This is a genomic window from Aminobacter sp. 01T433 (assembly GCF_056398585.1).
The window spans coordinates 76,557-99,209 of record NZ_JBFTPR010000008.1 but is presented as its reverse complement, the minus strand read 5'-3'; the positions used below and the strand labels follow the sequence as shown (position 1 = coordinate 99,209).

Here is a 22,653-nt window from a genome sequence, read left to right as displayed (position 1 = left end):
GTAAGGTTGGCCCTTACCAGCGCAATGTGGGCAAAAGGTGACATGAAGTCCCGGAAAACCTAGCGCATTTCGGTCGGGGCATCCGCTCCGATCAACGCCAGGCCTGACGTCAAAACGTCCGAAACAGCCTGCACCAGCCCGAGTCTGGCATAGGTCAATTCTCGGTCGTTAACCTTAACAAACCGTAAGTCTGGGTTGTCGGTGCCACGATTCCAGTGACCGTGGAAGCTGCTGGCCAGATCATAGAGGTAGAAAGCCAGCCTGTGCGGCTCCATCGACTGGGCAGCAGATTCGATCAGGCGCGGATATTCGGCGAGCTTCTTGATGAGTGCGATCTCGCCTTCGTCGGTCAGCCGCTCGACCGCCCCGATCAGGCCCGGACGCGCAATCTCCGCTTCGCCGAGTTGCTCCTTGGCCTGCCTGAACACCGAGTGGCAGCGCGCCGAGGCGTACTGCACGTAAAACACCGGATTGTCCTTGGACTGCTCGGTGACCTTGGCGAAATCGAAGTCGAGCGGTGCATCGCTCTTGCGGTAGAGCATCATGAAGCGGATCGCATCGCGACCGACTTCCTCGACGACTTCGCGCAGGGTGATGAATTCCCCTGCCCGCTTGGACATGCGCACCGGCTCGCCGTCGCGGAACAGCTTGACCAGCTGGCACAACAGCACGTCGAGTTTCACGGCACCGTCGGTGACGGCGCGCGCAAGTGCTTCCATGCGCTTGACGTAGCCGCCATGGTCGGCGCCCAGCACGAACACCAACTCCTCGAAGCCGCGGTCGACCTTGTCCTTGAGATAGGCAACATCAGCGGCGAAATAGGTGAAGGCGCCGTCCGACTTGACCAGGGCGCGATCCATGTCGTCGCCGACCTCTGTCGAGCGGAACAAAGTCTGTTCGCGGTCTTCCCAGTCGTCCGGCTTCTCGCCCTTGGGCGGCGGCAGCTTGCCCTTGTAGACATGGCCCTTGAGCGTCAGGTCGCTGATCGCCGAGCGGATCGCCTTGGCATTGTCCTCATGCAGCGTGCGCTCGGAGAAGAACACTTCATGGCGCACGTTGAGCAGCGCCAGATCCTCGCGGATCATCACCATCATGGCGTCGATGGTACGATCCTTGATGATCGACAGCGCTTCATCTTCCGGCTTTTGCAACAGCTCGCGGCCGAATTCCTTGGCCAGGGCCTGGCCGACCGGCACGAGATAGTCGCCTGGATAGAGGCCAGCCGGAATTTCGCCGATGTCGTCGCCGAGCGCTTCCCGATAGCGCACCATCACCGAGCGGCCGAGCACGTCGATCTGCACGCCGGCGTCGTTGATGTAATATTCCTTGGTCACGTCATAGCCAGCGAAGCCCAGGATGTTGGCAAGCGCGTCGCCCACCACCGCACCACGGCAATGGCCGACATGCATCGGCCCGGTCGGATTGGCCGAGACATACTCGACATTGATGCGCTTGGAGTTGCCGGAGGCGGAGCGGCCGTAGTCGGCGCCGCGCGACAAAAGATCGGCAAGGTGCTTCTGCCAGAAACCGTCATGGAGCTTGAGGTTGACGAAACCGGGCCCCGCCACCTCGGCCTTCGCCACGTCGGCATCCTTGGCGAGTTCGGCCACCAGTCGCTCAGCAAGCGCGCGCGGGTTCTGTCCGGTCGGCTTGGCCAGCACCATGGCCGCGTTGGTTGCGAGATCGCCATGGGTGGCATCGCGCGGCGGCTCGACGGCAATGCGCGCGAGATCTAGCGCGCCGCCATCTCTAGGGGTCAATTCAAGCGCTTCGACGGCTTTGGTGATCCGCTCGTTGAAATCGGCGAATATGTTCATTGTCCGGGCTTTCGTAAGGCTATGACTGAGCTGCAGAGCCACCTTCAAAGTGACATTGCAGGTAAATGCTGATCTTGGTCCGGCCTAGCCCAAATCGGGCGTATGGTCAAACAAGCGGCGGTGTTCCTTGATCGCGTAGGTGTCGGTCATTCCGGCGAGGAAGTCGGCAACGGCGCGCGCCTTGATGCGGTCTTCGGCCCGATCGAGCCCTTCGCGCCAGCCCTCCGGCATGGCGCGCGGATCGGCGAAATAGACGTCGAACAGGTCACGCACGATCTTGTCGGCGTCGGCGCGCACCCGCATTACTTCAGAATGCCGGTACATGTTGCGGTAGAGAAAGGCCTTGAGCTCCTTCTCCGACACAGCCATGGCTTCCGAAAATGTCACCGTGACCTCGCCGGCGGCCCTGACCTCGTCGGCACTTTGCGGCGCGGCGCGCGCGATCTTTGCGGTGGCGGTCGAAATGACATCCTCGACAAAAAGCGTGATCTGCCGGCGCATCAACTCGTGACCGGTACGCACCGGATCGAGCGCCGGATAGCGCTCGCGCACCCCGCGCAGGATCGACGCCGGCAGCGATACCCCATCGAGCATGTCGAGCGTCAGCAGCCCTGCCCGCAGCCCATCGTCTATGTCATGGGTGTTGTAGGCGATATCGTCGGCAATCGCCGCACACTGCGCTTCCAGGCTGGCGAACTGGTCGAGTTCAAGATCATGCAGTTCTGAATAGTCGCGGATCGCCTGCGGTACCGGACCATTCAGGCCCTTGCCGGTTGAGTCGGTCAGCGGGCCATTGTGCTTGACCAGCCCTTCCAGCGTCTCCCAGGTCAGGTTGAGCCCGTCGAACTCGGCATAGCGCCGCTCGAGCCTGGTCACGATGCGCAAGGACTGGGCGTTGTGGTCGAAACCGCCCCAGGCCGCCATCTTTTCGTTCAGCGCGTCTTCGCCGGTATGGCCGAAGGGTGTGTGGCCGAAATCATGGACGAGTGCGATAGCCTCGGCCAGATCCTCGTCGCAGCGCAATGCGCGCGCCAAAGCGCGGGCGATCTGGGCAACTTCGATCGTATGGGTCAGGCGTGTGCGGAAATGGTCGCCCTCATGAGCGACAAATACTTGCGTCTTGTGCTTGAGGCGGCGAAAGGCGGTCGAATGGATGATGCGGTCGCGGTCGCGTTGGAACGGCGTGCGCGTCGGGCTTTCGACCTCGTCGAACAGACGCCCACGCGAACGCGCGGGATCGCAGGCATAGGCCGCGCGCGGCCGGTAGCCGAAACCGATATCGCCAAGTTGCCGTTCGCCTGCCATACTCCCCACCTGTTGACTTGCTACAGGTGGCTTCATACCTATCATAAGAAACCGAAAGCAAGGTGACGCCGATGGGCGCTGATGCCAAGACTGCCATGAAAGTCGACATGACTGAAGCCGCGGCCAAGCGGATTGCCAAGATCGTCGCTGGCGATCCCGGCAAAGTCGCGCTGCGAATCTCTGTCGAAGGCGGCGGCTGTTCCGGTTTTTCCTACAAGTTCGATCTGGTCGACGGACGCAACGACGACGACGTCGCCATCGAACGCGACGGTGCGACGCTGCTCGTCGACGAGATGTCGTTGATCTATATGGGCGGCTCGGTTGTCGATTTCGTCGACGACCTGATGGGCCAGTCGTTCCAGATCAAGAACCCCAACGCAGTCGCCGGCTGCGGCTGCGGCACCAGCTTTTCCGTCTAGCCATGCGCCGAGTCGGGGCGCTCCGTCAGGTTGCGCTCTCTGCCGGACGCGACATCGACGCCACGCTTGCCTTCTGGCTCGACGTGTTCGGCCTGCCCGTGCACGCCCGCTACGACCCGCCAGGCATCGCCTTCATCATCGCTGGCGGCACGAGACTGTTCTTCACTGGGGGCATACCGCAGGCGACCGTCTATCTCGACATAGACGACCTCGACAGCTTCCACGAAATGGCTTCCGATAGAGGCATCGCCTTCACCACCGCACCGACGCTGGTCCATCGCGATTCAAGCGGCGAGTTCGGCCCGGCCGGTGAATCCGAATGGATGGCCTTCCTGAAGGACCCCGCTGGCAACACGATCGGGCTTGTCGAGCGCAAGCCGAGCTGAACGAAAAAGGCCGCCCGTAGGCGGCCTTCGTCCATTCCATTCAACCAGAAGGTCAGGCTTCAGATGCCATCGCCGCTTCGCGGATTTCGGCTTCATTTTCCTTGGTGCCATTGAAGAAGGCGTTCAGCACCACGGCCGAAACCGAAGCCAGCAGAATGCCCGACTCAATCAGCGGGTGGATGTCATGCGGAATCCACATCTTGAAATCGGGTGCGACCAGCGGGATCATGCCGAAACCGATGGAGACCGCGACAACGAACAGGTTGTTGCGGTTGGTCTTGAAGTCGACATTGGACAGGATGCGGATACCCGTCGCCGCCACCATACCGAACATCACAAGCCCGGCCCCGCCCAGCACAACGGTCGGCAGCGCCTCAACCAGCGCGCCCATCTTGGGCACAAGGCCGAGAATGATCAGGATCACACCGCCTGCCACGCAGACGAAGCGGCTCTTGACGCCGGTGACCCCGACAAGACCGACATTCTGCGAGAAGCTGGTATACGGGAAAGTGTTGAACAGGCCACCGATGATGGTACCCAGACCATCGGTGCGCAGGCCCGCCGAAAGCATCGGCTGCGTCACCTTCCTGCCCGTCATGTCGCCAAGTGCCAGGAACATGCCGGTCGATTCAATCATTACGACGATCATTACCAGCACCATGGTGATGATCAGGATCGGATCGAAGATCGGCATGCCGAAGCGCAGTGGGGTGATGAGTTCGAACCAGCCGGCAGACGCCACCTTGTCGAAATGCATCATGCCGAGCGACGCCGTCAGCACGCCGCCGATGACGATGCCGAGCAGCACGGCGATGTTGGCCATGAAACCCTTGCCGAACCTGGCAATCGCCAGGATCGAGACCAGAACAACTGCCGAAATGCCGACATTGACGAGCGGCGCGTAAGCGGCGTTCGGCGCGGTCGCTGCGAGCGCCAGCTTGGCCGGGATCGGCGGAATGGTAGAACCCGTGGCCGCAGCCATGTCGGTCACCGTCTTCAGCCACTCGGCATGTTCGGGCGAAACGAGCTTGGGCGCGGTCGGGCCGAAGGGATTGCCGAAGATCCAGTTGATGCCGATACGCATCAGCGAAGCGCCGATGACCACGATGATGGTGCCGGTCACGACAGGCGGGAAGAACCGCAACATGCGGCTGACCAGTGGTGCTATGAGAAACGCCACGATGCCGGCACCGATGATGGCGCCGAAGATCATGCGGGCACCGTCTGGCCCCTGGTTGGCGTTGGCCATGGCGACCATCGGACCGACGGCAGCGAAAGTGACGCCCATCATGACAGGCAGCTTGATGCCGAACCATTGGGTCGCGCCGAAGGACTGGATGATGGTGACGACGCCGCAAACGAAAAGATCGGCGGAAATCAGGAAAGCGACCTGCTCCGGATCAAGCTTGAGCGCGCGGCCGATGATGAGCGGCACTGCGATTGCGCCAGCGTACATGACCAGAACATGCTGGATTCCAAGCGCGGTGAGACGAGGCGCCGGTAGCACCTCGTCCACAGGATGTGGACTTTTGGACATGGCATTTGTTCCCCTTTTGCCAGCCGGTCCAAAGAATGCCGAAGAGGACCGGTTCCCTTCTCCCAAGGGATGGTGCAGGATCGTCTGGAACGGCCTCGCAGGCTATCAATATTTATTTGAAATAATCGCGTGAAATTCATGAAGATCGTGACCTGGAATATCAACGGCGTCAGAGCCCGCATCGAAAATCTGGTGCATTGGCTCAAGGAGAGCGCGCCCGACATCGTTTGCCTGCAAGAAATAAAGACGGTCGACGATCAATTCCCGCGCCTTGAGATCGAAGCGCTTGGCTACAACGTCGAAACACATGGCCAAAAGGGTTTCAACGGCGTCGCTATACTTTCCAAGCTGCGCTTCGACGAGGTCAATCGCGGTCTGCCAGGCGATGATTCCGACGAACAGGCCCGCTTCATCGAGGGTGTCTTTTCGACCGACAAGGGCGCGCTGCGCGTCGTTTCGCTCTATCTGCCCAACGGCAATCCCGTCGGCACCGAAAAATTCCCCTACAAGCTGTCATGGATGGCGCGACTGGAACGCTGGGCGGCGGAACGGTTGGCGCTGGAAGAAGCACTCGTGCTCGCAGGCGACTATAATGTCATCCCCGAGGCGATCGACGCTCGCAACATCGAGGTATGGCTCGGCGATGCGCTGTACCAGCCCGAGACGCGCCAAGCATTCCGGCGGCTCGTGAATCTCGGCTTCACCGAAGCAGTGCGCTCGGTCACCGACCAGCCCGACGTCTACACGTTCTGGGATTACCAGGCCGGCGCCTGGCAGAAGAACAACGGCATTCGCATCGACCATCTGCTGCTGTCGCCCGAAGCCGCGAACCGATTCGCCTCGGCGTCGATCGAAAAGCATGTGCGTGGCTGGGAAAAGCCCTCCGACCATGTCCCCGTGGCCATCGACCTCAATCTCGAAGCGGCCTGACGAAGCTTCGCCGAAACCTCAAGGTTTTGGCGGATCAATCGCAATCTGACGCGGCTAGACCGTTCAAGTTTGACGAAAACACATCCTGCGAGAAGATGCCATGTACATCGCAATGAACCGCTTCAAGGTCCAGAACGGGACTGAAACCGCCTTCGAAGACATCTGGAAGAACCGCGATTCGACCCTCCATGAGATGAAGGGTTTTCGCGAGTTCTATCTGTTGCGCGGTCCGGTCAACGAAGCCGAAGGCTATACGCTCTACGCCTCCCACACGACCTGGGAGAGCAATGACGATTTCAGTGCCTGGACCAGGTCGGAAAACTTCCGCGCAGCGCACAAGAATGCCGGCTCTTCCAAGGCCTCTTATGTCGGCCACCCGCAATTCGAAGGCTTTTCGGTCGTCGAAGGCGCCTGACCAGTGATCGATTTCGCCCGCAGTATCCCAGTGCTGCCCTCGCCCGACATCACCGAGAGTCGAGATTTCTATCGCGATAAGCTTGGCTTCGAAATTATCGGCCCGGAAATGGACGACTACCTGATCGTGCGGCGGGGCGAGATCGAAATCCACTTCTGGAAATCGGACGACCGCAAGCTGCCTGAGGTGTCGTCCTGTTACATCAGAGGCGGCGAGGTACCGGCGCTGCACGCAGAGTATTCAGCTCGTGGCGTCGAGAAATTGAGTCCGTTCACCGTTCGGCCGTGGAACATGAAGGAATTCTACATTCACGATCCGCATGGAAACTTGCTACGCTTCGGCTGCGCGCCGGAAGAAATATAGATGGGGCAGGCCTTGGCCTGCCCCTTTTGATTTTACGCTGATGCCAGCAGGCTGGCGTTGCCACCAGCGGCAGTGGTGTCCACGCAGACAGCCCGTTCATGGGCATAGGCGGCGGGGTAGATCACCTCGCTGATCAGCGGCACGATCGGGCCCTTGCGCTCGGCAACCACCTTGCGGACGATGCGCATGCTCTCTTCGGTTCCCGAATAAGCCACGACATCTACGGCCAGCGAACGCGCCTCGACCGGATCGGGGCGGCCATCGATGGCAGAGATCGGCAGGCCCTTGCCGAGCAGCGCGTGGACCGCAGCCGGAGCACCAGGTGCTACGGCGAGAACCGCATTGCCAGCGGCAAGTGCCTGGATCGCCTGGGCCAGAAGCGTCTCTGCATCCGGCCCGAGGCAAAGCACGCGACCGCGCGGATTGAGCGACAGCGTGTTCGCCTCACCAGTCGGTCCGGGCAGGTCGATCTGGCCGAAATCGATGCTTGCCGCTGCCGCAATCGCCTCGGCACCCTTGCCACGCAGATGCTTGCGCAGGATGGCGATGCGGTCCGGCCGTGTCGCCCACTCGCCGGCATCGACAAGGTTGTCGACCAGTTCGGTCGCGGTGACCTTGTGGCCTTCCGGCAGCACAGTGCCTGCTTCGGGTGCCTTGCGGAAGCGGCGCAGATAGTGCGGTCCGCCAGCCTTGGGCCCAGTCCCCGACAACCCTTCGCCGCCGAATGGCTGCGAACCGACAACAGCGCCGATCTGGTTGCGATTGACGTAGATGTTGCCGGCGTGGATGCCGTCCATGATGTGCTGGACACGGCCTTCGATGCGGGTGTGCAGGCCGAAGGTCAGGCCGTAGCCCTTGCGGTTGATCGCAGCAATAACCTCGTCGAGCTGGTCAGCCTCAAAGGTTGCGACATGCAGCACGGGGCCAAAGACCTCGCGCTCCATCTCCTCGATGCCTTTGACCTGGAAGACGTGCGGCGCAACGAAGCGGCCATCGCTGGGCGCGTCGAGCTTGGCAATCAGCTTGCCCTTGGCCTCCATCTTTGCGCAATAGTCGCGGATCGAGTTCTGCGCCTCTTCGTCGATGACGGGGCCGACATCGGTCGACAGCTGCCACGGGTCGCCGATGTTGAGCGCCTCCATCGCGCCCTTCAGCATCTCGACCATCTTCTTTTCGACGTCGGTCTGGACGTAGAGCACGCGCAGCGCCGAGCAGCGCTGGCCAGCACTCTGGAACGACGAGGCCAGAACGTCGCGGATCGCCTGCTCGGGCAGTGCGGTGGAATCGACGATCATGGCGTTGAGGCCGCCGGTCTCGGCAATCAGCATCGCGTCGGGCGCGGCCGTCTCGGCAAGCTGCTTTTCGATCAGCTTGGCGACTTCGGTCGAGCCGGTGAAGCAGACGCCGGCGATGCGCGGATCAGCCGTCAGGGGCGCGCCGACTGTCGGGCCGTCGCCGGGCAAAAGCTGGATCACGTCTTCCGGCACGCCGGCTTCGCGCATCAGGGCAACCGCACGCGCAGCGATCAGCGGGGTCTGCTCGGCCGGCTTGGCGATCACAGAATTGCCGGTAACGAGAGCGGCTGCAATCTGGCCGGTGAAGATGGCGAGCGGGAAATTCCACGGCGAGATGCACACAATGGCGCCGCGTGCCGCAGTGCCTGCTTCCGCCTTGTCAGCCTCGGCCGCGTAGTAGCGAAGGAAATCGACTGCTTCGCGCACTTCGGCTACGCCATCGGCCAGCGATTTTCCCGCTTCGCGGGTCGCAAGAGCGAAGAACTCGGCGGCGTTTGCTTCATAGAGATCGGCGGTGCGGCGCAGGATGGCGGCGCGTTCGGCGACGGGCTTGGCCGCCCAGGCCGGCTGCGCCTCGATGGCGAAACGAACGGCTGTCGGCACCTGCTTCGCGGCTGCTTCGGTTACCGTGCCGACGACGTCCTGCGGCTTTGCCGGGTTGATCACCTGACGCGACGCGCCGTAGCCGGCGGCGCGGGTGATCGGCTTTGCCGTCCACCTGTCCGGGCCCTTGAATTCAGCCCTGGCCTTGTCGAGTGCGGCAAGCGTCACCGGGTCGGTGATATCCCAGCCTTTTGCGTTCTTGCGGCCGACGCCGAAAATCGCGGCAGGTGCCGGGATCGCCGGATTGGAGGCCGGGCCCTGCGTCTCCACCGTCTCGAGCGGGTCGCGGGCAATAGCTTCCGGTGCAACATCCTCGTCGGTCAGCTGGTGCACGAAGGACGAATTGGCGCCGTTTTCCAGCAGGCGGCGCACCAGATAAGCGAGCAGGTCGGAGTGAGCGCCGACCGGTGCGTAGATGCGGCAGCGCGTGCCTTCGGCCTTGCGAACGGTCTCATGCAGCGCTTCACCCATGCCGTGCAGGCGCTGGAACTCAAACGAGGTGCGGTCCTTGGCCATCGACAGGATGGCCGCCACAGTATGCGCGTTGTGCGTGGCGAACTGCGGATAGATCCGGTCGGTCATCGACAAAAGCTTGCGGGCGCAAGCCATGTAGGAGACGTCGGTATTGGCCTTGCGTGTGAACACGGGGTAGCCCGGCAGGCCGAGCATCTGCGCGCGCTTGATCTCGGTGTCCCAATAAGCGCCCTTGACCAGCCGCACCATGATGTTGCGGTCAAGCTTGTTGGCGACCGCATAAAGCCAGTCGATGACAAAGGCCGTGCGCGGGCCATAGGCCTGAACGACCACGCCAAAGCCGTTCCATCCCTCAAGGTCCGGATGCGCGAGCACGCGTTCGATCACATCGAGCGACAGATCGAGACGATCGGCCTCTTCGGCATCGATGTTGAGGCCCATGCGGGCGTGCTTGGCGGCCAGGCACAGCGACAGCAGGCGCTCGGCCATCACGGGCAGCATGTCGTCCTTGTGCGAGACTTCATAGCGCGGGTGCAACGCAGACAGCTTGACCGAAATGCCATGGTTGTAGCGGATATCGGGACCATTGGTGCCGTTGTCGAGCGAGGAAATCGCCTCGGCGTATGCGCGGTGGTAGCGCAGCGCATCGGTTTCGGTGCGGGCGGCCTCGCCCAGCATGTCGAAGGAATAGAGATAGCCCTTCTGGATCATCGAGCGGCCGCGCTTGACGGCTTCGGTGATCGTGCGGCCGAGCACGAACTGCTCGCCCATTTCTCGCATCGCTGCAGCGACCGCCTTGCGGATGACTGGCTCGCCCAAGCGACGAACCATCGAGCGAAGCGTGCGCTCGATCGAGCCCTCGCCCTCGTCAAGCACGCGACCGGTCAGCATCAGCGCCCAGGTCGAGGCATTGACGAAGATCGAGCTCGAACCACCCGAATGCGATGACCAGTCGTGCGGAGCGATCTTGTCGCGGATCAGGTCGTCCATCGTTTCGGTGTCAGGCACGCGCAGCAGCGCCTCGGCCAGGCACATCAGCGCGACACCTTCCTTGGTCGACAGCCCATAGGCCGAGAGGAAGACCTCCATCAGCCGTGGGTCGGTCGAGCCGCGCACGGCGCGCACCAGATCGGCGGCGCGGGCGGAAATCGCCTTGCGATCTTCGACGGAAAGTGCGGCTATCGCTGACAGCCTCTTCAAGGCTTCAGCTTCATCTGGGAGGTAGTTGGCGCGGATTTCCTGGCGGATCGGGTCAAGCGCTGGCATGGCGTTCCTGTCGAGCAAATTGAGGCTGCGCCCGGCGGGAAACTCGCTGCCGAGCCTTTGTCCAAAACTAGCACATCGCCTCAAATCTGGTCGGTCCAAAGAATTCGACTTTCCAGTCCAAAGCGTCTACGATTGGCGAGCTGAAATCGCCAACTGAGCTGCCATTTTCATGCCTGAAGACCAACTGGACCGCATCGACCGAAACATCATGTTCGCCCTTTCACGCGACGGACGCCTGTCGATGGCCGAGCTTGCCACAAAAGTCGGACTTTCCAAGACCCCGGTGCAGGCGCGCGTCAAGCGACTGGAAAAGGATGGCTACATCAGGGGCTATCAGGCAATCATTGACAGTGAGCGTATGGGCGAAGGCCATGTCGCCTTTGTCCAGGTCAAGCTCTCAGACACGCGATCAGCCGCCCTCGACGATTTCAACCGCGCGGTCCACGCCGTGCGCGAAATCGAGCAGTGCCACATGATGGCGGCGAGTTTCGACTATCTGCTCAAGGTGCGAACGAAGGACATCGCCGCCTATAGGCGCGTGCTCGGCGAGCGTATCTCCGCCCTGCCCCATGTCGCCCAGACGTCGACATTCGTGGCGATGGAGACGGTCAAGGACCGTTGAGCCTATCTAATCAGAAAGCGTCTTCAGGAACGCGATCAGCTCCGCGCGTTCGCGATCCGACAAAGCCACAGGATGGATTTCGGAGGTGCCTTCGACGCTTGCCGGCGCCTTGGTGTAGTGATCGAGGACCTGGTCCAGCGTCGTGAACTGCCCCGCATGCATATAGGGCGCGCGATCGGTTACCCCACGCAGAGACGGCGTCTTGTAGGCGCGAACCAGTTCCGGGGCGCTCTTTTGCATGAATTTGAGCTCGCCACAGGCCTCATCTCCACCATCGCGGAACTTGCCGAAACAGTTGAACGGGTCGCCAAGCACCTCGTTCACCACGGCAATTCGTCCGCGATCCGCAGGAAGCCCGGGAACTGGTGGCACGCCGGTGTTGTGGAAGTGATTGTCGGTAAAGCGCGGCCCGGTGTGGCAGGTCGAACAATTCGCCCGGCCGATGAAAAGCCTGAGGCCTGCCTGTTCCTCGTCCGACAGGGCATTGTCGCCCGCCGGTATGCTGCCTTTGGCGATGGCATCCGCGAAACGGTCGAAACGCGTTTGGCCATGGGTAATCGAGCGTTCGAAGGCCGCGATCGCCTTGCCGATATCGGAAAAGACAAGGTCGACACCTTGGCGTTGTTGCTCGGTCATCGCCGCCCAAGCCGCCTGCTCGGCCGGCGTGCCGAACGGTCCCGCATTCTGCGGCACAGCCGAAAGGTCTGGCAGCGGCCGGAAAATGCGCTCGTAGCGGTCGCCGAAGCGGCGCTTGAGATAGTGCACGTAAGCCGCGCGATTGCCTGCATGTTCGAGCGGGTTCTCAAGTGGTGTCAGCGCCTGCGCCCACAGGCTGTCGCGCCGCCCGTCCCAGAAGAAGAACGGATCGCGCGCCACGCCTGCAAGCGGCATGGTGCGCCGGTTGGTCTCAGCCACGCCCACGCCGCGCGGAAGATCATCCTGGAACTGCCGGTCGATCTTGTGGCAGGTGCCGCAGGCAACATTGCCGTCGCGGCTCATGCCGGTATCGAAGAACAAGGTGGCCCCAAGCGCCGCAGCGCCTGGATCGTCAGCAAATCGATTGGTCGGATCAGGCGGCAGTGGCGCGAGTGTTGAAAGCGACATCGAGGCGATGGTGCGCTTTTCCGCCTCGGTAAATTCCTGCTGGCTGCAGCCTGCCACCATGGCCGCAAGCGACACGGCGATTGCAGCACATATGATCAGGCGGCGTTTCATGACCTCACAGCACCAGATTGAAGGTGGCCTGGTCAGACCCAACCGGGGACGAAATGCCGAACTTCAACTGCCACCAGCCACTCATCGAGAATTTTACGCCTTCGATGCGGTAGCGGCCATCACCTAGATACGCGGTCGCCTCGGGGCTGGTGGGCAAGCCGTGCGCGTGCTCAGGCATGCCGCCGCCAATGATGATCTTGGCGTCCTCGACCGGAACGCCCTTCCGCGTCGTGAGGGTCACCAGCCACGAATGCAGTTCGCCTTGCTTGATTTCGCCCACCTCGGGCGCGATCGCCACCGAGAACAGGCCCTTGGCGGAGGTCTTTGCGCGTGTAAGGTCTGGTCCGGGTGCTGCAGGTGCCGTCAGATAGACGGCAGCCAAGACGCCCACCACGAGCGCGACGAGGCCGATTCCCCCAACGATCAAACGCCATGTCGATGTCAATTCGCACTCCTCGATCCTGCTGACAACGAATGCGGCCAGCGCCGCCTTCCCGGCCAGCCTGAATCCCAACCTGAATCATTGACGGGCAACATGGCGCAGCCAGCTGCGGAAAGCCATTCTGGAAGCGGCAGCCCGGCGGCGCAGCGTTCAGAATTCAAAATGCTATTGAAACAGCGACTTGCCTGGCTTTTCGGACTCGTCTTGTGAAGAACCTTGCAAAGAATACGCGCGACGTCAAAGACGCCGCGCGTCGTCAATTGGTCAAGATCAATTCGGGCTTAGAGCCCTAGCCCGCCGATGCAAACATATTTGGTGTCGAGGTAGTCTTCGATGCCCTGGTGCCCGCCTTCGCGGCCGAGGCCGGATTCCTTGACGCCGCCGAACGGCGCTTCAGGGGTGGTGATCAGACCCTCATTGACGCCGACCATGCCATATTTCAGCCCTTCCATGACCCGGAAGGCACGGCCGAGATTGCCGGTGTAGAAGTAGGAAGCGAGGCCGAACTCGGTGTTGTTGGCGAGTGAGATTGCCTCCTCTTCGTTCTCGAAGCGAAAGACAGGCGCGACAGGCCCGAAGATTTCTTCCTTCATGAACTTCATTTCCGGCGTGGCGTTGGCGATCACCGTCGGCTGGAAGAACGAGCCGCCGAGCGCGTGGCGCTTGCCGCCGGCAACGACCTTGCCGCCCTTGGCGGTGGCATCGGAGATGAATTCCTCGACCTTTTCGACAGCCTTTTCGTCGATCAGCGGGCCCTGCTGCACACCTTCATCGAGGCCGGAACCGACCTTGAGCTTGTTTGAGGCAGTGGCGAATTTCTCGACAAACCTGTCGTAGATGCCCGCCTGCACGAAGAAGCGGTTGGTGCAGACGCAGGTCTGGCCGGAGTTCCGGTACTTTGCGGTGATCGAGCCTTCGACCGCGCGGTCGAGATCCGCGTCGTCAAAAACGATGAACGGCGCGTTGCCGCCGAGTTCCATCGACACCTTCTTGACCGTCGATGCCGATTTCTCGATCAGCAGCTTTCCGACCTCGGTCGAACCGGTGAAGGTGATCTTCTTGACCAGCGGATTGGCGCAAATCTCGTCGCCGATCTCGCCGGCCGAGCCGGTCAAGACGTTGACCACCCCCTTGGGGAAGCCGACTTCCTCGCACAAAGCCCCCCAGGCAAGGCCCGAATACGGCGTCTGCGATGCCGGCTTGACGACGGCCGTGCAACCGGCAGCCAGTGCCGGCCCAAGCTTGCGCGACAGCATCGAGGACGGGAAGTTCCACGGCGTGATCGCAGCGATGACACCGACGGGCTCCTTGGTGACGAGGATGCGGCGGTCGGCCCAGGGCGACGGCACGACGTCGCCATAGGTGCGGCGGGCCTCCTCGGCGAACCACAGCACATAGGCAGCCGACGAGCCAATCTCGCCCTTGGATTCAGTGAGCGACTTGCCCTGTTCGATGGTCAGCAATTCGGCCAGCGCATCCTGGTTGTCCATGATGGCGTCGTGCAGCTTGCGCAGCAGCTTCGAGCGTTCGAGTGCCGAGGTCTTGCGATAGGTCTTGAAGGCCTCGTTCGCCGCCTCGATGGCGCGGCGGGTCTCTGCCGCTCCGGAGCGAGGCACCGTGCCGATCTTGAGCCCCGTCGCCGGATTGATCACATCGATGGTCTTGCCGGAATCGGCCTGCACCCACTCGCCGTTGATGAGATTGGCCTGCCGCATGAAATGGCTGGTTTTCTGAAGCATGGCTTCACCTCCTGTATGGCGTCTGTGGGGACGCGGGCTGATCGTGAAAATCGTCGAAGGACATCGGCAGAACGCCCAACGCAAGGTAAAATTAGTAACGTGCCGCTGGGTCAGCGATCAACCACATTATGGCATAGATGCGTTGGTCCAGTTTCAACCAAATACCATGGTGGCAACCATCAGCCAGAAGGCGGTCGTGACCACGGCACCAATGGTGGCAATCGTCATCTGGTTGGAGGCCAGCGCTTGGCCGGTACCGAACTGGATGGCGATCAGATAGGAATTGACGCCCGATGGAAGACTGGCTGCCGCCACCGCGACCTTGGCAGACAGCGGCGGTAGGCCAAAAAGCCAGGCAAACAGCAACGCCACGGCAGGCATCAGCATCAACTTAAGGACCGACAGCGCCAATGCCGGCCTGATGTTGCCGGATATGCCGAATTTCCTGAGCCCGAGCCCCATCGCAAACAACGCCACCGGTCCGGCGATGTTGGCGAGCGCGTCAACAAAGCGGTTCGCGAGTTCCGGCAGCGGCACTCCCGTCGCGCGCCATGCCAGCCCGGCCACAATGCCAATGATCAGCGGGTTGGTCAGGATCTTGCGCAGGAAATCACGAATGATCTCAATTGGATGCACCGGTTCGCTGCGACGCGGGCCAAACAGCTGAAACAGGATGATCGAGGCCATCATCATGGTCGGCAGGTGCACCGAGATGATGAGGGACAGAATCTCGAAACCTTCCTGCCCAAAGACGCCGAGCATGAAGGGAATGCCGAGCAGTACGAGATTGGAGAAGGCCGAGGACACACCGCCGACAACTCCCACTTGTCCGTCGCGCTTGAACAAACGCGTCATCACCAAGTGGCCGGCAGTCCAGGCCACGATCACGGCAGCGAAATAGGTGGCCCAAAGCGCCCAAGGCGCCGATCCGTGGAAATCTGCGCCGATCATCGTGCGGAACAAAAGCAGCGGCAACGCCACGCCGATGGCGAATTCGGAAAGTGCGTCGCCAGTCTGGGTGCGCAAATATCCGGTAACGCCCGACAGATACCCCAAAGCCACAAGACCGAAGACGAAGAGCACAGTTTCAACGAGTGGTGACATCAGCGCTCTGGCGAAATGGAGAATCAGCTTCTTGGAGCATTGCCCCACGGGCAACCACGATCAACCCAGGATGCGGCCGGATCAGACGCCGGCGAACATCATTTGCCGTCGCCTTGCCTTTCAATCGACTTTGCCATCCCTATATCCGCATCGCCGGTGCGGGACCATTTATGCTCAGAATTACCATTGCAATCATGCTGTTGTTCGGTGCGCTGCCAGCGCATGCCACGGAAGCCGGCTGGGCGTTGCTGCGCAATGGCGGCCATGTCGTGCTGCTGCGCAACGCCATGACCACCGGCACAGTCGAGCCGGCCAACTTCGACATCGACAAATGCGCGACCCAGCTCAATCTGTCCGATCGCGGCCGCCAGCAGGCGCGCAAGATCGGCGCCCTGTTCGACGCGCGCGCGGCTCCCGTCGAGCGCATCCTGGCAAGCCGTTACTGCCGAACTCTCGAAACGGCACGCCTTGCCTTCGACGACCAGAAGGTCGAGCCGATGGCCGCACTCGACAAGCCGACGGAAGCCACCGCCGAGGCTGATGTCGCAGCCGTCATGGACATTATCCGCAACTATTCCGGCTCCGATAACATCGTGCTCGTGACCCACCTCGAAAACATTCAGGCGCTGACTGGAGCCTCGGCGCGCGAAGGCGAAGCGCTGATCGTAGGCCTGCAAGGAGAAAGGCTGCATGTGCTCGGCCGTATCGTCTTCTAGGATGCACTTGCCTTGCCTTCCCCAAGGTACGACGCCAGCCATCGCGGCGAGAGCGCAGGATTTGGCCTTTTCCTGTCTGGAAAAACCGATTAGACAGCCCTTCAAAACTATGTGCGTAGAATCTGTCCTGGATTCATGACCGCCCTCATCAAAGGAAAAACCGTGTCCACGACCTTCGAGAAAGTCGCCAAGATCATTGCCGAGACCAGCGAGATCGACATCGACACCATTACGCCCGAGAGCCACACCATCGACGACCTGGGCATCGACAGCCTCGACTTCCTCGACATCGTCTTTGCCATCGACAAGGAATTCGGCATCAAGGTGCCGCTCGAGAAGTGGACGCAGGAAGTCAACGACGGCAAGGCTTCGACGGACGAGTATTTCGTCATGAAGAACCTCTGCGCCAAGATCGACGCGCTCGTCGCGGCGAAGAACGCCTGAGCACGCTGAAGCCGCCCATGGCCAATCGCGACGTCGTCATCACCGGCATCGGCCTCGTCTCCTCCTTGGGAGAAGGCGGCGCTGCCCATTGGGAAAAGCTGACCGCACCGGGTACAACTCCGGTGATCGATGCCGAGCGCTTCACGCCCTATGCCATCCACCCCCTGCCCCAGATCGACTGGGGCCTGCAGATCGCCAAGCGCGGCGACCAGCGCCAGATGGAAACCTGGCAGCGGCTGGGCACCTATACGGCGGGCATGGCGCTCGACGATGCCGGCATCAAGGGTAATGACGAGCTCAGCGCGACCATGGACATGGTGGTGGCGGCCGGCGGCGGCGAGCGCGACGAAGCGGTCGACGCCGGCGTGCTGGCTGCATCTGAAAACCGCACCGACCGCGATGTGCTGCTCAACGAGAAGCTGACGACCGAGCTGAGGCCAACGCTGTTTCTGGCGCAGCTTTCCAACCTGCTCGCCGGCAACATCTCGATCGTCCACAAGGTCACCGGCTCTTCGCGCACCTTCATGGGCGAGGAAGGCGCGGGCGTTTCCGCCATCGAGACCGCAGCTGCCCGCATCCGCTCCGGACAGTCGACGCATGTGCTGGTCGGCGGTGCTTTCCAGACTGAACATTCCGATATGCTGCTTGGCTATGAACTGGCCGGCTATCTGCATCGCGGACCGTGGAAGCCTGTCTGGCAACGCCAGGGCTCGGAAGGCGGCGGTGTCGTCACAGGTTCAGGCGGTGCGTTCCTCGTGCTCGAATCGCGCGAGCATGCCGAAGCCCGTGGCCAGAAGATCTATGCCACGCTCGGACCGGTGCTTTCCAGTCGCGCCAAGCGCCGCAATGGTGGGCTCGAAGCCGGCATCACCGAATTGCTGGCCAGGACCGATTTGCCCAACGGCGAGTTGCTGGCGGTCTCGGGTGCCTCGGGCGCCCATGCCGCAACGGCTGCTGAAAAGGCTGCATTCGCCGCCAATCCGGCGATCGCGGCCCGCGCCCTTTCGTCGCTGACCGGGCACATGAAGGAAGCGCAGTTTCCGTTCGCGGTGGCGCTTGCCGCCCTGGCCGTCGAGCGCGGTGCCGGCTACCCGGCATTTGAAGCAGGCGAAAGAGAATTTGCGGGCCAGCCACGCAATGTTCTCGCAACGGCGGTCGGCTATCACCAATTCGAAGGCATGGCGCTCGTTTCCGCGCCGCGCTGAAGGGTGTCAGGACAAAACATGGCCAATCTGAAGGATCATCTCGGCAGACCCGTCGTTGCTGTTACCGGCATCGGCGTCGTCACCTCGCTCGGCGTCGGCAAGGCCGACAATTGGGCAGCACTGACGGCAGGCAAGTCGGGAATTCATCCCATCACCCGCTTCCCCATCGATCTGCTCAACACCCGCATCTCGGGCATGGTCGACTTCCTTCCGTCGAGCACCAAGGGCGCCAGCGCGCTGACTTACGAATTGGCCGAGACGGCAGCCCTCGAAGCTGTCGAGGAAGCCGGATTTGCTTCCGACGATTTCGATGGTCCGCTATTTCTCGCCTCCCCGCCGGTCGAGCTCGACTGGCGCGACCGCTTCGCGCTCTATGCTGGCGACGATGAAGGCTCGGCCTCCGAGCGCCTGCTGAAAGTCGCACGCAGCCAGAACTCGCTCGACATGTTCGACACTTCGCAGTTCGGCTCGATCGCCGATCGTCTTGCCGACCGCTTCGGCACGCGCGGCCTGCCGATCACCACGTCGACGGCCTGTGCGTCGGGCGCCACCGCGATCCAGCTCGGCGTCGAGGCCATTCGCCGTGGCGAATGCGACCGTGCGCTTTCAGTTGGAGCCGATGGCTCGGCAACCGCCGAGGCGCTGATCCGCTTCTCGCTGCTGTCTGCATTGTCGACCAATAACGAAGTGCCCGAAAAGGCCTCCAAGCCCTTCTCCAAGGACCGTGACGGCTTCGTGCTCGCCGAAGGTTCGGCAGCACTGGTGCTCGAATCGCTGGAAAGCGCACTAGCGCGCGGTGCCGAAGTGCTCGGCATCCTGCGTGGCTGCGGCGAAAAGGCCGACGATTTCCACCGCACCCGCTCCAAGCCCGACGGCTCGCCGGCGATCGCCGCGGTCAAGGCAGCCCTGGCCGACGCAGGCCTTGCCGAAGACGAGATCGATTACGTCAACGCCCATGGCACCTCGACGCCTGAGAACGACAAGATGGAGCATCTGTCATTGTCGACGGTATTTGGCGAGCGCATCCGCAAGATTCCGGTGTCGTCCAACAAGTCGATGATCGGCCATACGCTTTCGGCAGCCGGCGCCATCGAGGCCGCTTTCTCGCTGATGACCATGCGTGAAGGCGTCATTCCGCCGACCATCAACTACGACAATCCCGATCCTTCGATCGAGCTCGACGTGGTGCCGAATGTAAAGCGCAAGGCCGAGGTTCGCACCGTGCTTTCCAACTCCTTCGGCTTCGGCGGCCAGAACACCTGCCTTGTCATGGCGCGGGAACCGGTCTAAGCGACCGTCTCAACATCGAATAAGGTGCTGCAGCGTCCTTTTTGCGCGTCGAAAGGGGCGCGCGGCGCTCTAGCGACAAGGATTTAGCGAGATCATGCGCGCATTGCAGCTCGTCGAGGACCGCCGGCTCGAACAGGTGGATATCGCCCCACCACCGCCTCCGGGCCTTGGCGAAGTCACGCTCCGCATCAAGGCAGTGGCGCTCAACCACATCGACGTCTGGGGCTGGCGCGGCATGGCCTTTGCCAAGCGCAAGCTGCCCTTGGTCATCGGCGCCGAAGCCTCCGGCGAGGTCGATGAAGTCGGCCCCGGCGTCACTGGCCTCGCACCCGGCCAGCTCGTTTCGATCTACGGCGCCCGCACCTGTGGGCTCTGCCGTCCCTGCCGCGAAGGCCGCGACAATCTCTGCGAACACGTCTCTGGCGTGCATGGCTTCCATCTCGACGGCTTCGCCCAGGAAAAAATCAACCTGCCGGCGCGCCTGCTTGTTCCCGCACCTCCCGGCGTCGACGCCATTGGCGCTGCGGTTGCTCCCGTCACCTTCGGTACGGTCGAGCATATGCTGTTCGACAACGCCAAGCTTCAGCCGGGCGAGACAATCCTCATCCATGCCGGCGGTTCGGGCATCGGCTCGGCGGCAATCCAGCTCGCCAAGAAGATGGGCTGCACCGTCATCACGACAGTCGGCTCCAACGACAAGATCGAAAAGGCCAAGGCCCTTGGCGCTGACCATGTCATCAACTACCGCGAGGATCGTTTCGAAGGCGTCGTGCGCAAGCTGACCAAGAAGAAGGGCGTCGACGTGGTTTTCGAGCATGTCGGCAAGGACACCTGGGCAGGTTCGATGTTCAGCCTCAAGCGTGGCGGCCGCCTCGTCACCTGCGGCTCGACATCAGGCGTTTCGACGGAAATCAACCTGATGATGCTGTTCCAGCAACAGCTCAAGCTGCTTGGTTCCTTTGGCTGCCGCATGGAAAACATGGCCGACGCCATGCAGAAGATGGCTGCCGGACTGGTCAAGCCGATCATCGACACCGAGGTCGACTTTACCTCCATCGGCACCGCGCTGAAGCGGATGGAAGGTCGCGACGTGTTCGGCAAGATCATCCTCCGCATCGACTGAGGATTTTCCCGAATTGCCCCGCAAGAAGGCCAGCAAGATCCCCAACCCCACGGTCATGAAGATCATGGGGCGCCTGCGCATGCTCAACTACTGGCTGGTCGCGCAGGTGGCGCTGGTGGCGCTCAAGCTGCTGCGCCTGCTGCCGGTCGACAAGGGGCTGAACTTTGCTGACCGCGCCGCTCGCACTGTCGGCCCCTGGTTCGGCCGCCACCGGGTCGCGCTGACCAACCTGCGTAACGCCTATCCTGAGAAAACCGACGCCGAAATCGAAGCGATTGCCCTCGACATGTGGGGCAATATGGGCCGGCTCGGCGCCGAATATATCTTCCTCGAGCAGATATTCGACTACGACCCGCATGCGACCACGCCCGGCCGTATCGAGGTGTCTGGTATCGACCATTTCGTGAAGATCGCGGGCGAGGACAAGCCGCACATCGTCTTCACCGCGCATCTTGGCAATTTCGAACTGCTGCCGATCGCTGCCGCCACCTTCGGCATGAAGATCACAGCGCTGTTTCGTCCGCCGAACAACCCCTACCTTGCCGAATACATCTTCTCGACGCGCAGCTCGAACATGGGGGATCTTCTGGCTTCGCAGCGCGGCGCGTCCTTTGCTCTGGCAGGCATTCTCGACCGGGGCGGCAATGTCGGCGTGCTCGTCGACCAGAAGTTCAACCGCGGCCTGCGCACGACGTTCTTTGGCCGCGAATGCGAGACCAATCCGGTCCTTGCCATGCTCGCGCGCCACTATGAATGCGACGTCTACCCCGCGCACTGCGTCAGGCTGCCCGGCAACCGCTATCGGCTGACCGTGGACGAAAAGCTGACGCTTCCGCGCCGTGCCGACGGCACGGTCGATGTTCAGGCAACCACGCAGATGCTCAACGACACAGTGGAGCGCTGGATTCGCGAGGACCCGGGCCAGTGGATGTGGTTCCACAAACGCTGGAACCTGTTCCATGGCAGGCGCCGCAAGGTCAACGCGGCCGGCAAGCTGACCGCCGATTCCTGAGATTGTCCTCAACCACCGTAGTAGTTCATCACCGCGTGACGGGCTTCAGCGAAGAACAACCAACGCTCGACAACCAGGCCGAGCGCGTAGAACAACACCGCCAGCACGGCAGCCAACACCGCGATCGTGCCCCCACCGGCAAAAATAGCCACCAACAACAGCACATCCGGCACCACACCACCCGCTAGAATCGCCAGCTTCGTCAATTTGAGCGCATGTTTGCGGGCGACGACAAAACCCATTTCGCGTGTCAGGTAGTTGTCGTTGATGTGCGGCCGTTCGAACAGCCTGACATGGCCGATATTGCCGAGACCCGTGGCGCTCTCCGGGGTCGAGAGCGGCACCATCCTTCGCAGCCGGCTCCACCATTTATGCTTGGCAATCCAGGCCGCCACGACAAAAATCAGTGCCAAAATGGCGCAAAGCACAGCCCCGCTCCCCGAGATGACGGCAACGACAGTTGCGAGCAGAAGCCCGCCAGCTGCCGCAAATAGCAGGTAACACAGCGGCGTAAGGCCGGTGTTCCACGCCTGGATCGAACGCAGTGAAGCGTAGATCATCGCGGTGCAATAGACCGTGATGCCACACATGACCGTGCCTATCAGGCCGACCAACGGAAGGTAGCGCCCCTCGACCACCGCGAACCACGCAGAAATCGTCAGCGGCACGAAAGTCAGAACCGCCATCACGCCCTCGCGTGACAGCCAACTCGAGCGCCATTGCGACAGCGCCCGCCAGGCCCGCTGCGGGTTGCCGAGATGCAACGTCGACGACAACAGGCCGCCCGCGATCATCATCAGCGCAGCGACATGCGCCAGTTTTGCCGACAAGGTCGAGGCGTCGAGCAGGCCAAGCCCGAGGATCGCTGCCAGCCCGTAGCCGAGCCCGGAAAGCGTGGTGAACAAAATGATGGAAGGTGCAGGATGCATGT

At 61.9% G+C, this 22,653-nt stretch carries 21 protein-coding genes; 12 read left to right on the top strand and 9 right to left on the bottom strand.

The annotated features are described in order from the left end of the window. Positions 1-59: 59 nt before the first annotated feature. The gene (argS, locus tag AC1DLV_RS16105) at positions 60-1,817 is read right to left on the bottom strand and encodes an arginine--tRNA ligase (protein ID WP_476800934.1); all 1,758 of its coding nucleotides are present in this window, start codon (positions 1,815-1,817) and stop codon (positions 60-62) included. Positions 1,818-1,901: 84 nt separating this feature from the next. Beyond that, the gene (locus AC1DLV_RS16100; RefSeq protein ID WP_476800935.1) at positions 1,902-3,122 is read right to left on the bottom strand and encodes a deoxyguanosinetriphosphate triphosphohydrolase; all 1,221 of its coding nucleotides are present in this window, start codon (positions 3,120-3,122) and stop codon (positions 1,902-1,904) included. A 71-nt stretch (positions 3,123-3,193) separates the two neighbouring features. Between AC1DLV_RS16100 and erpA the strand changes: the two genes are divergently transcribed. After that, positions 3,194-3,541 carry an iron-sulfur cluster insertion protein ErpA gene (gene erpA / locus AC1DLV_RS16095; RefSeq protein ID WP_476800936.1) on the top strand — a complete coding sequence of 116 codons (348 nt, stop codon included), beginning with the start codon at positions 3,194-3,196 and terminating at the stop codon, positions 3,539-3,541. A gap of 2 nt (positions 3,542-3,543) precedes the next feature. Further along, positions 3,544-3,927, top strand: coding sequence for a VOC family protein (locus tag AC1DLV_RS16090; protein ID WP_476800937.1), 384 nt, complete (start codon positions 3,544-3,546; stop codon positions 3,925-3,927). A 52-nt stretch (positions 3,928-3,979) separates the two neighbouring features. On the opposite strand, the gene AC1DLV_RS16085 is transcribed toward AC1DLV_RS16090, so the two are convergent. Beyond that, complete coding sequence (locus tag AC1DLV_RS16085) at positions 3,980-5,464, bottom strand: nucleobase:cation symporter-2 family protein (RefSeq protein WP_476800938.1); 1,485 nt, start codon at positions 5,462-5,464, stop codon at positions 3,980-3,982. Positions 5,465-5,602: 138 nt separating this feature from the next. On the opposite strand from AC1DLV_RS16085, the gene xth reads away from it, so the two are divergent. From xth to AC1DLV_RS16070, 3 genes are all read left to right on the top strand, one after another. After that, a complete protein-coding gene (xth, locus tag AC1DLV_RS16080; protein WP_476785609.1) occupies positions 5,603-6,394 on the top strand; it encodes an exodeoxyribonuclease III in 792 nt (263 codons plus the stop codon). 100 nt (positions 6,395-6,494) lie between these two features. Further along, positions 6,495-6,809, top strand: coding sequence for a heme-degrading protein HmuQ (gene hmuQ / locus AC1DLV_RS16075; protein ID WP_476800939.1), 315 nt, complete (start codon positions 6,495-6,497; stop codon positions 6,807-6,809). Between the two features lie 3 nt (positions 6,810-6,812). After that, on the top strand, positions 6,813-7,172 hold the full coding sequence (locus AC1DLV_RS16070; RefSeq protein ID WP_476800940.1) for a bleomycin resistance protein: 360 nt from the start codon (positions 6,813-6,815) through the stop codon (positions 7,170-7,172). Between the two features lie 32 nt (positions 7,173-7,204). On the opposite strand, the gene putA is transcribed toward AC1DLV_RS16070, so the two are convergent. Further along, the gene (gene putA, locus AC1DLV_RS16065) at positions 7,205-10,810 is read right to left on the bottom strand and encodes a bifunctional proline dehydrogenase/L-glutamate gamma-semialdehyde dehydrogenase PutA (RefSeq protein WP_476800941.1); all 3,606 of its coding nucleotides are present in this window, start codon (positions 10,808-10,810) and stop codon (positions 7,205-7,207) included. 169 nt (positions 10,811-10,979) lie between these two features. Here putA and AC1DLV_RS16060 point away from each other — a divergent pair, with 169 nt between their 5' ends. Beyond that, a complete protein-coding gene (locus AC1DLV_RS16060) occupies positions 10,980-11,432 on the top strand; it encodes an Lrp/AsnC ligand binding domain-containing protein (protein ID WP_476784747.1) in 453 nt (150 codons plus the stop codon). A gap of 6 nt (positions 11,433-11,438) precedes the next feature. On the opposite strand, the gene AC1DLV_RS16055 is transcribed toward AC1DLV_RS16060, so the two are convergent. The 4 genes from AC1DLV_RS16055 to AC1DLV_RS16040 all read right to left on the bottom strand — a co-directional run bounded on the left by AC1DLV_RS16055 (position 11,439) and on the right by AC1DLV_RS16040 (position 15,932). Further along, entirely contained in the window at positions 11,439-12,647 is a 1,209-nt protein-coding gene (locus tag AC1DLV_RS16055; protein ID WP_476800942.1) for a cytochrome-c peroxidase, read from the bottom strand. Between the two features lie 4 nt (positions 12,648-12,651). Then, positions 12,652-13,092, bottom strand: a complete 441-nt coding sequence (locus AC1DLV_RS16050; RefSeq protein ID WP_476800943.1) for a FixH family protein — start codon at positions 13,090-13,092, stop codon at positions 12,652-12,654. Positions 13,093-13,370: 278 nt separating this feature from the next. Beyond that, positions 13,371-14,828 carry an NAD-dependent succinate-semialdehyde dehydrogenase gene (locus AC1DLV_RS16045; protein ID WP_476800944.1) on the bottom strand — a complete coding sequence of 486 codons (1,458 nt, stop codon included), beginning with the start codon at positions 14,826-14,828 and terminating at the stop codon, positions 13,371-13,373. A gap of 153 nt (positions 14,829-14,981) precedes the next feature. Then, positions 14,982-15,932, bottom strand: a complete 951-nt coding sequence (locus AC1DLV_RS16040) for an AEC family transporter (RefSeq protein WP_476800945.1) — start codon at positions 15,930-15,932, stop codon at positions 14,982-14,984. 170 nt (positions 15,933-16,102) lie between these two features. Between AC1DLV_RS16040 and AC1DLV_RS16035 the strand changes: the two genes are divergently transcribed. The 6 genes from AC1DLV_RS16035 (at position 16,103) to AC1DLV_RS16010 (ending at position 21,722) form a co-directional block, all read left to right on the top strand. Continuing rightward, positions 16,103-16,648 (top strand): histidine phosphatase family protein, encoded by a 546-nt coding sequence (locus AC1DLV_RS16035; protein WP_476800946.1) that lies wholly within the window; start codon positions 16,103-16,105, stop codon positions 16,646-16,648. Positions 16,649-16,783: 135 nt separating this feature from the next. After that, positions 16,784-17,092 (top strand): acyl carrier protein, encoded by a 309-nt coding sequence (locus tag AC1DLV_RS16030; RefSeq protein ID WP_476785040.1) that lies wholly within the window; start codon positions 16,784-16,786, stop codon positions 17,090-17,092. Positions 17,093-17,109: 17 nt separating this feature from the next. Then, entirely contained in the window at positions 17,110-18,297 is a 1,188-nt protein-coding gene (locus AC1DLV_RS16025) for a beta-ketoacyl-ACP synthase (protein WP_476800947.1), read from the top strand. Between the two features lie 18 nt (positions 18,298-18,315). Next, entirely contained in the window at positions 18,316-19,587 is a 1,272-nt protein-coding gene (locus AC1DLV_RS16020) for a beta-ketoacyl-ACP synthase (RefSeq protein WP_476800948.1), read from the top strand. A 94-nt stretch (positions 19,588-19,681) separates the two neighbouring features. Next, on the top strand, positions 19,682-20,710 hold the full coding sequence (locus AC1DLV_RS16015) for a zinc-binding dehydrogenase (RefSeq protein WP_476800949.1): 1,029 nt from the start codon (positions 19,682-19,684) through the stop codon (positions 20,708-20,710). Positions 20,711-20,765: 55 nt separating this feature from the next. Next, positions 20,766-21,722: a lipid A biosynthesis lauroyl acyltransferase gene (locus AC1DLV_RS16010; protein WP_476801041.1), complete on the top strand. Its 957-nt coding sequence runs from the start codon at positions 20,766-20,768 to the stop codon at positions 21,720-21,722. Positions 21,723-21,730: 8 nt separating this feature from the next. On the opposite strand, the gene AC1DLV_RS16005 is transcribed toward AC1DLV_RS16010, so the two are convergent. Then, complete coding sequence (locus AC1DLV_RS16005; protein ID WP_476800950.1) at positions 21,731-22,651, bottom strand: dimethyl sulfoxide reductase anchor subunit family protein; 921 nt, start codon at positions 22,649-22,651, stop codon at positions 21,731-21,733. Between the last annotated feature and the right edge of the window lie 2 nt (positions 22,652-22,653).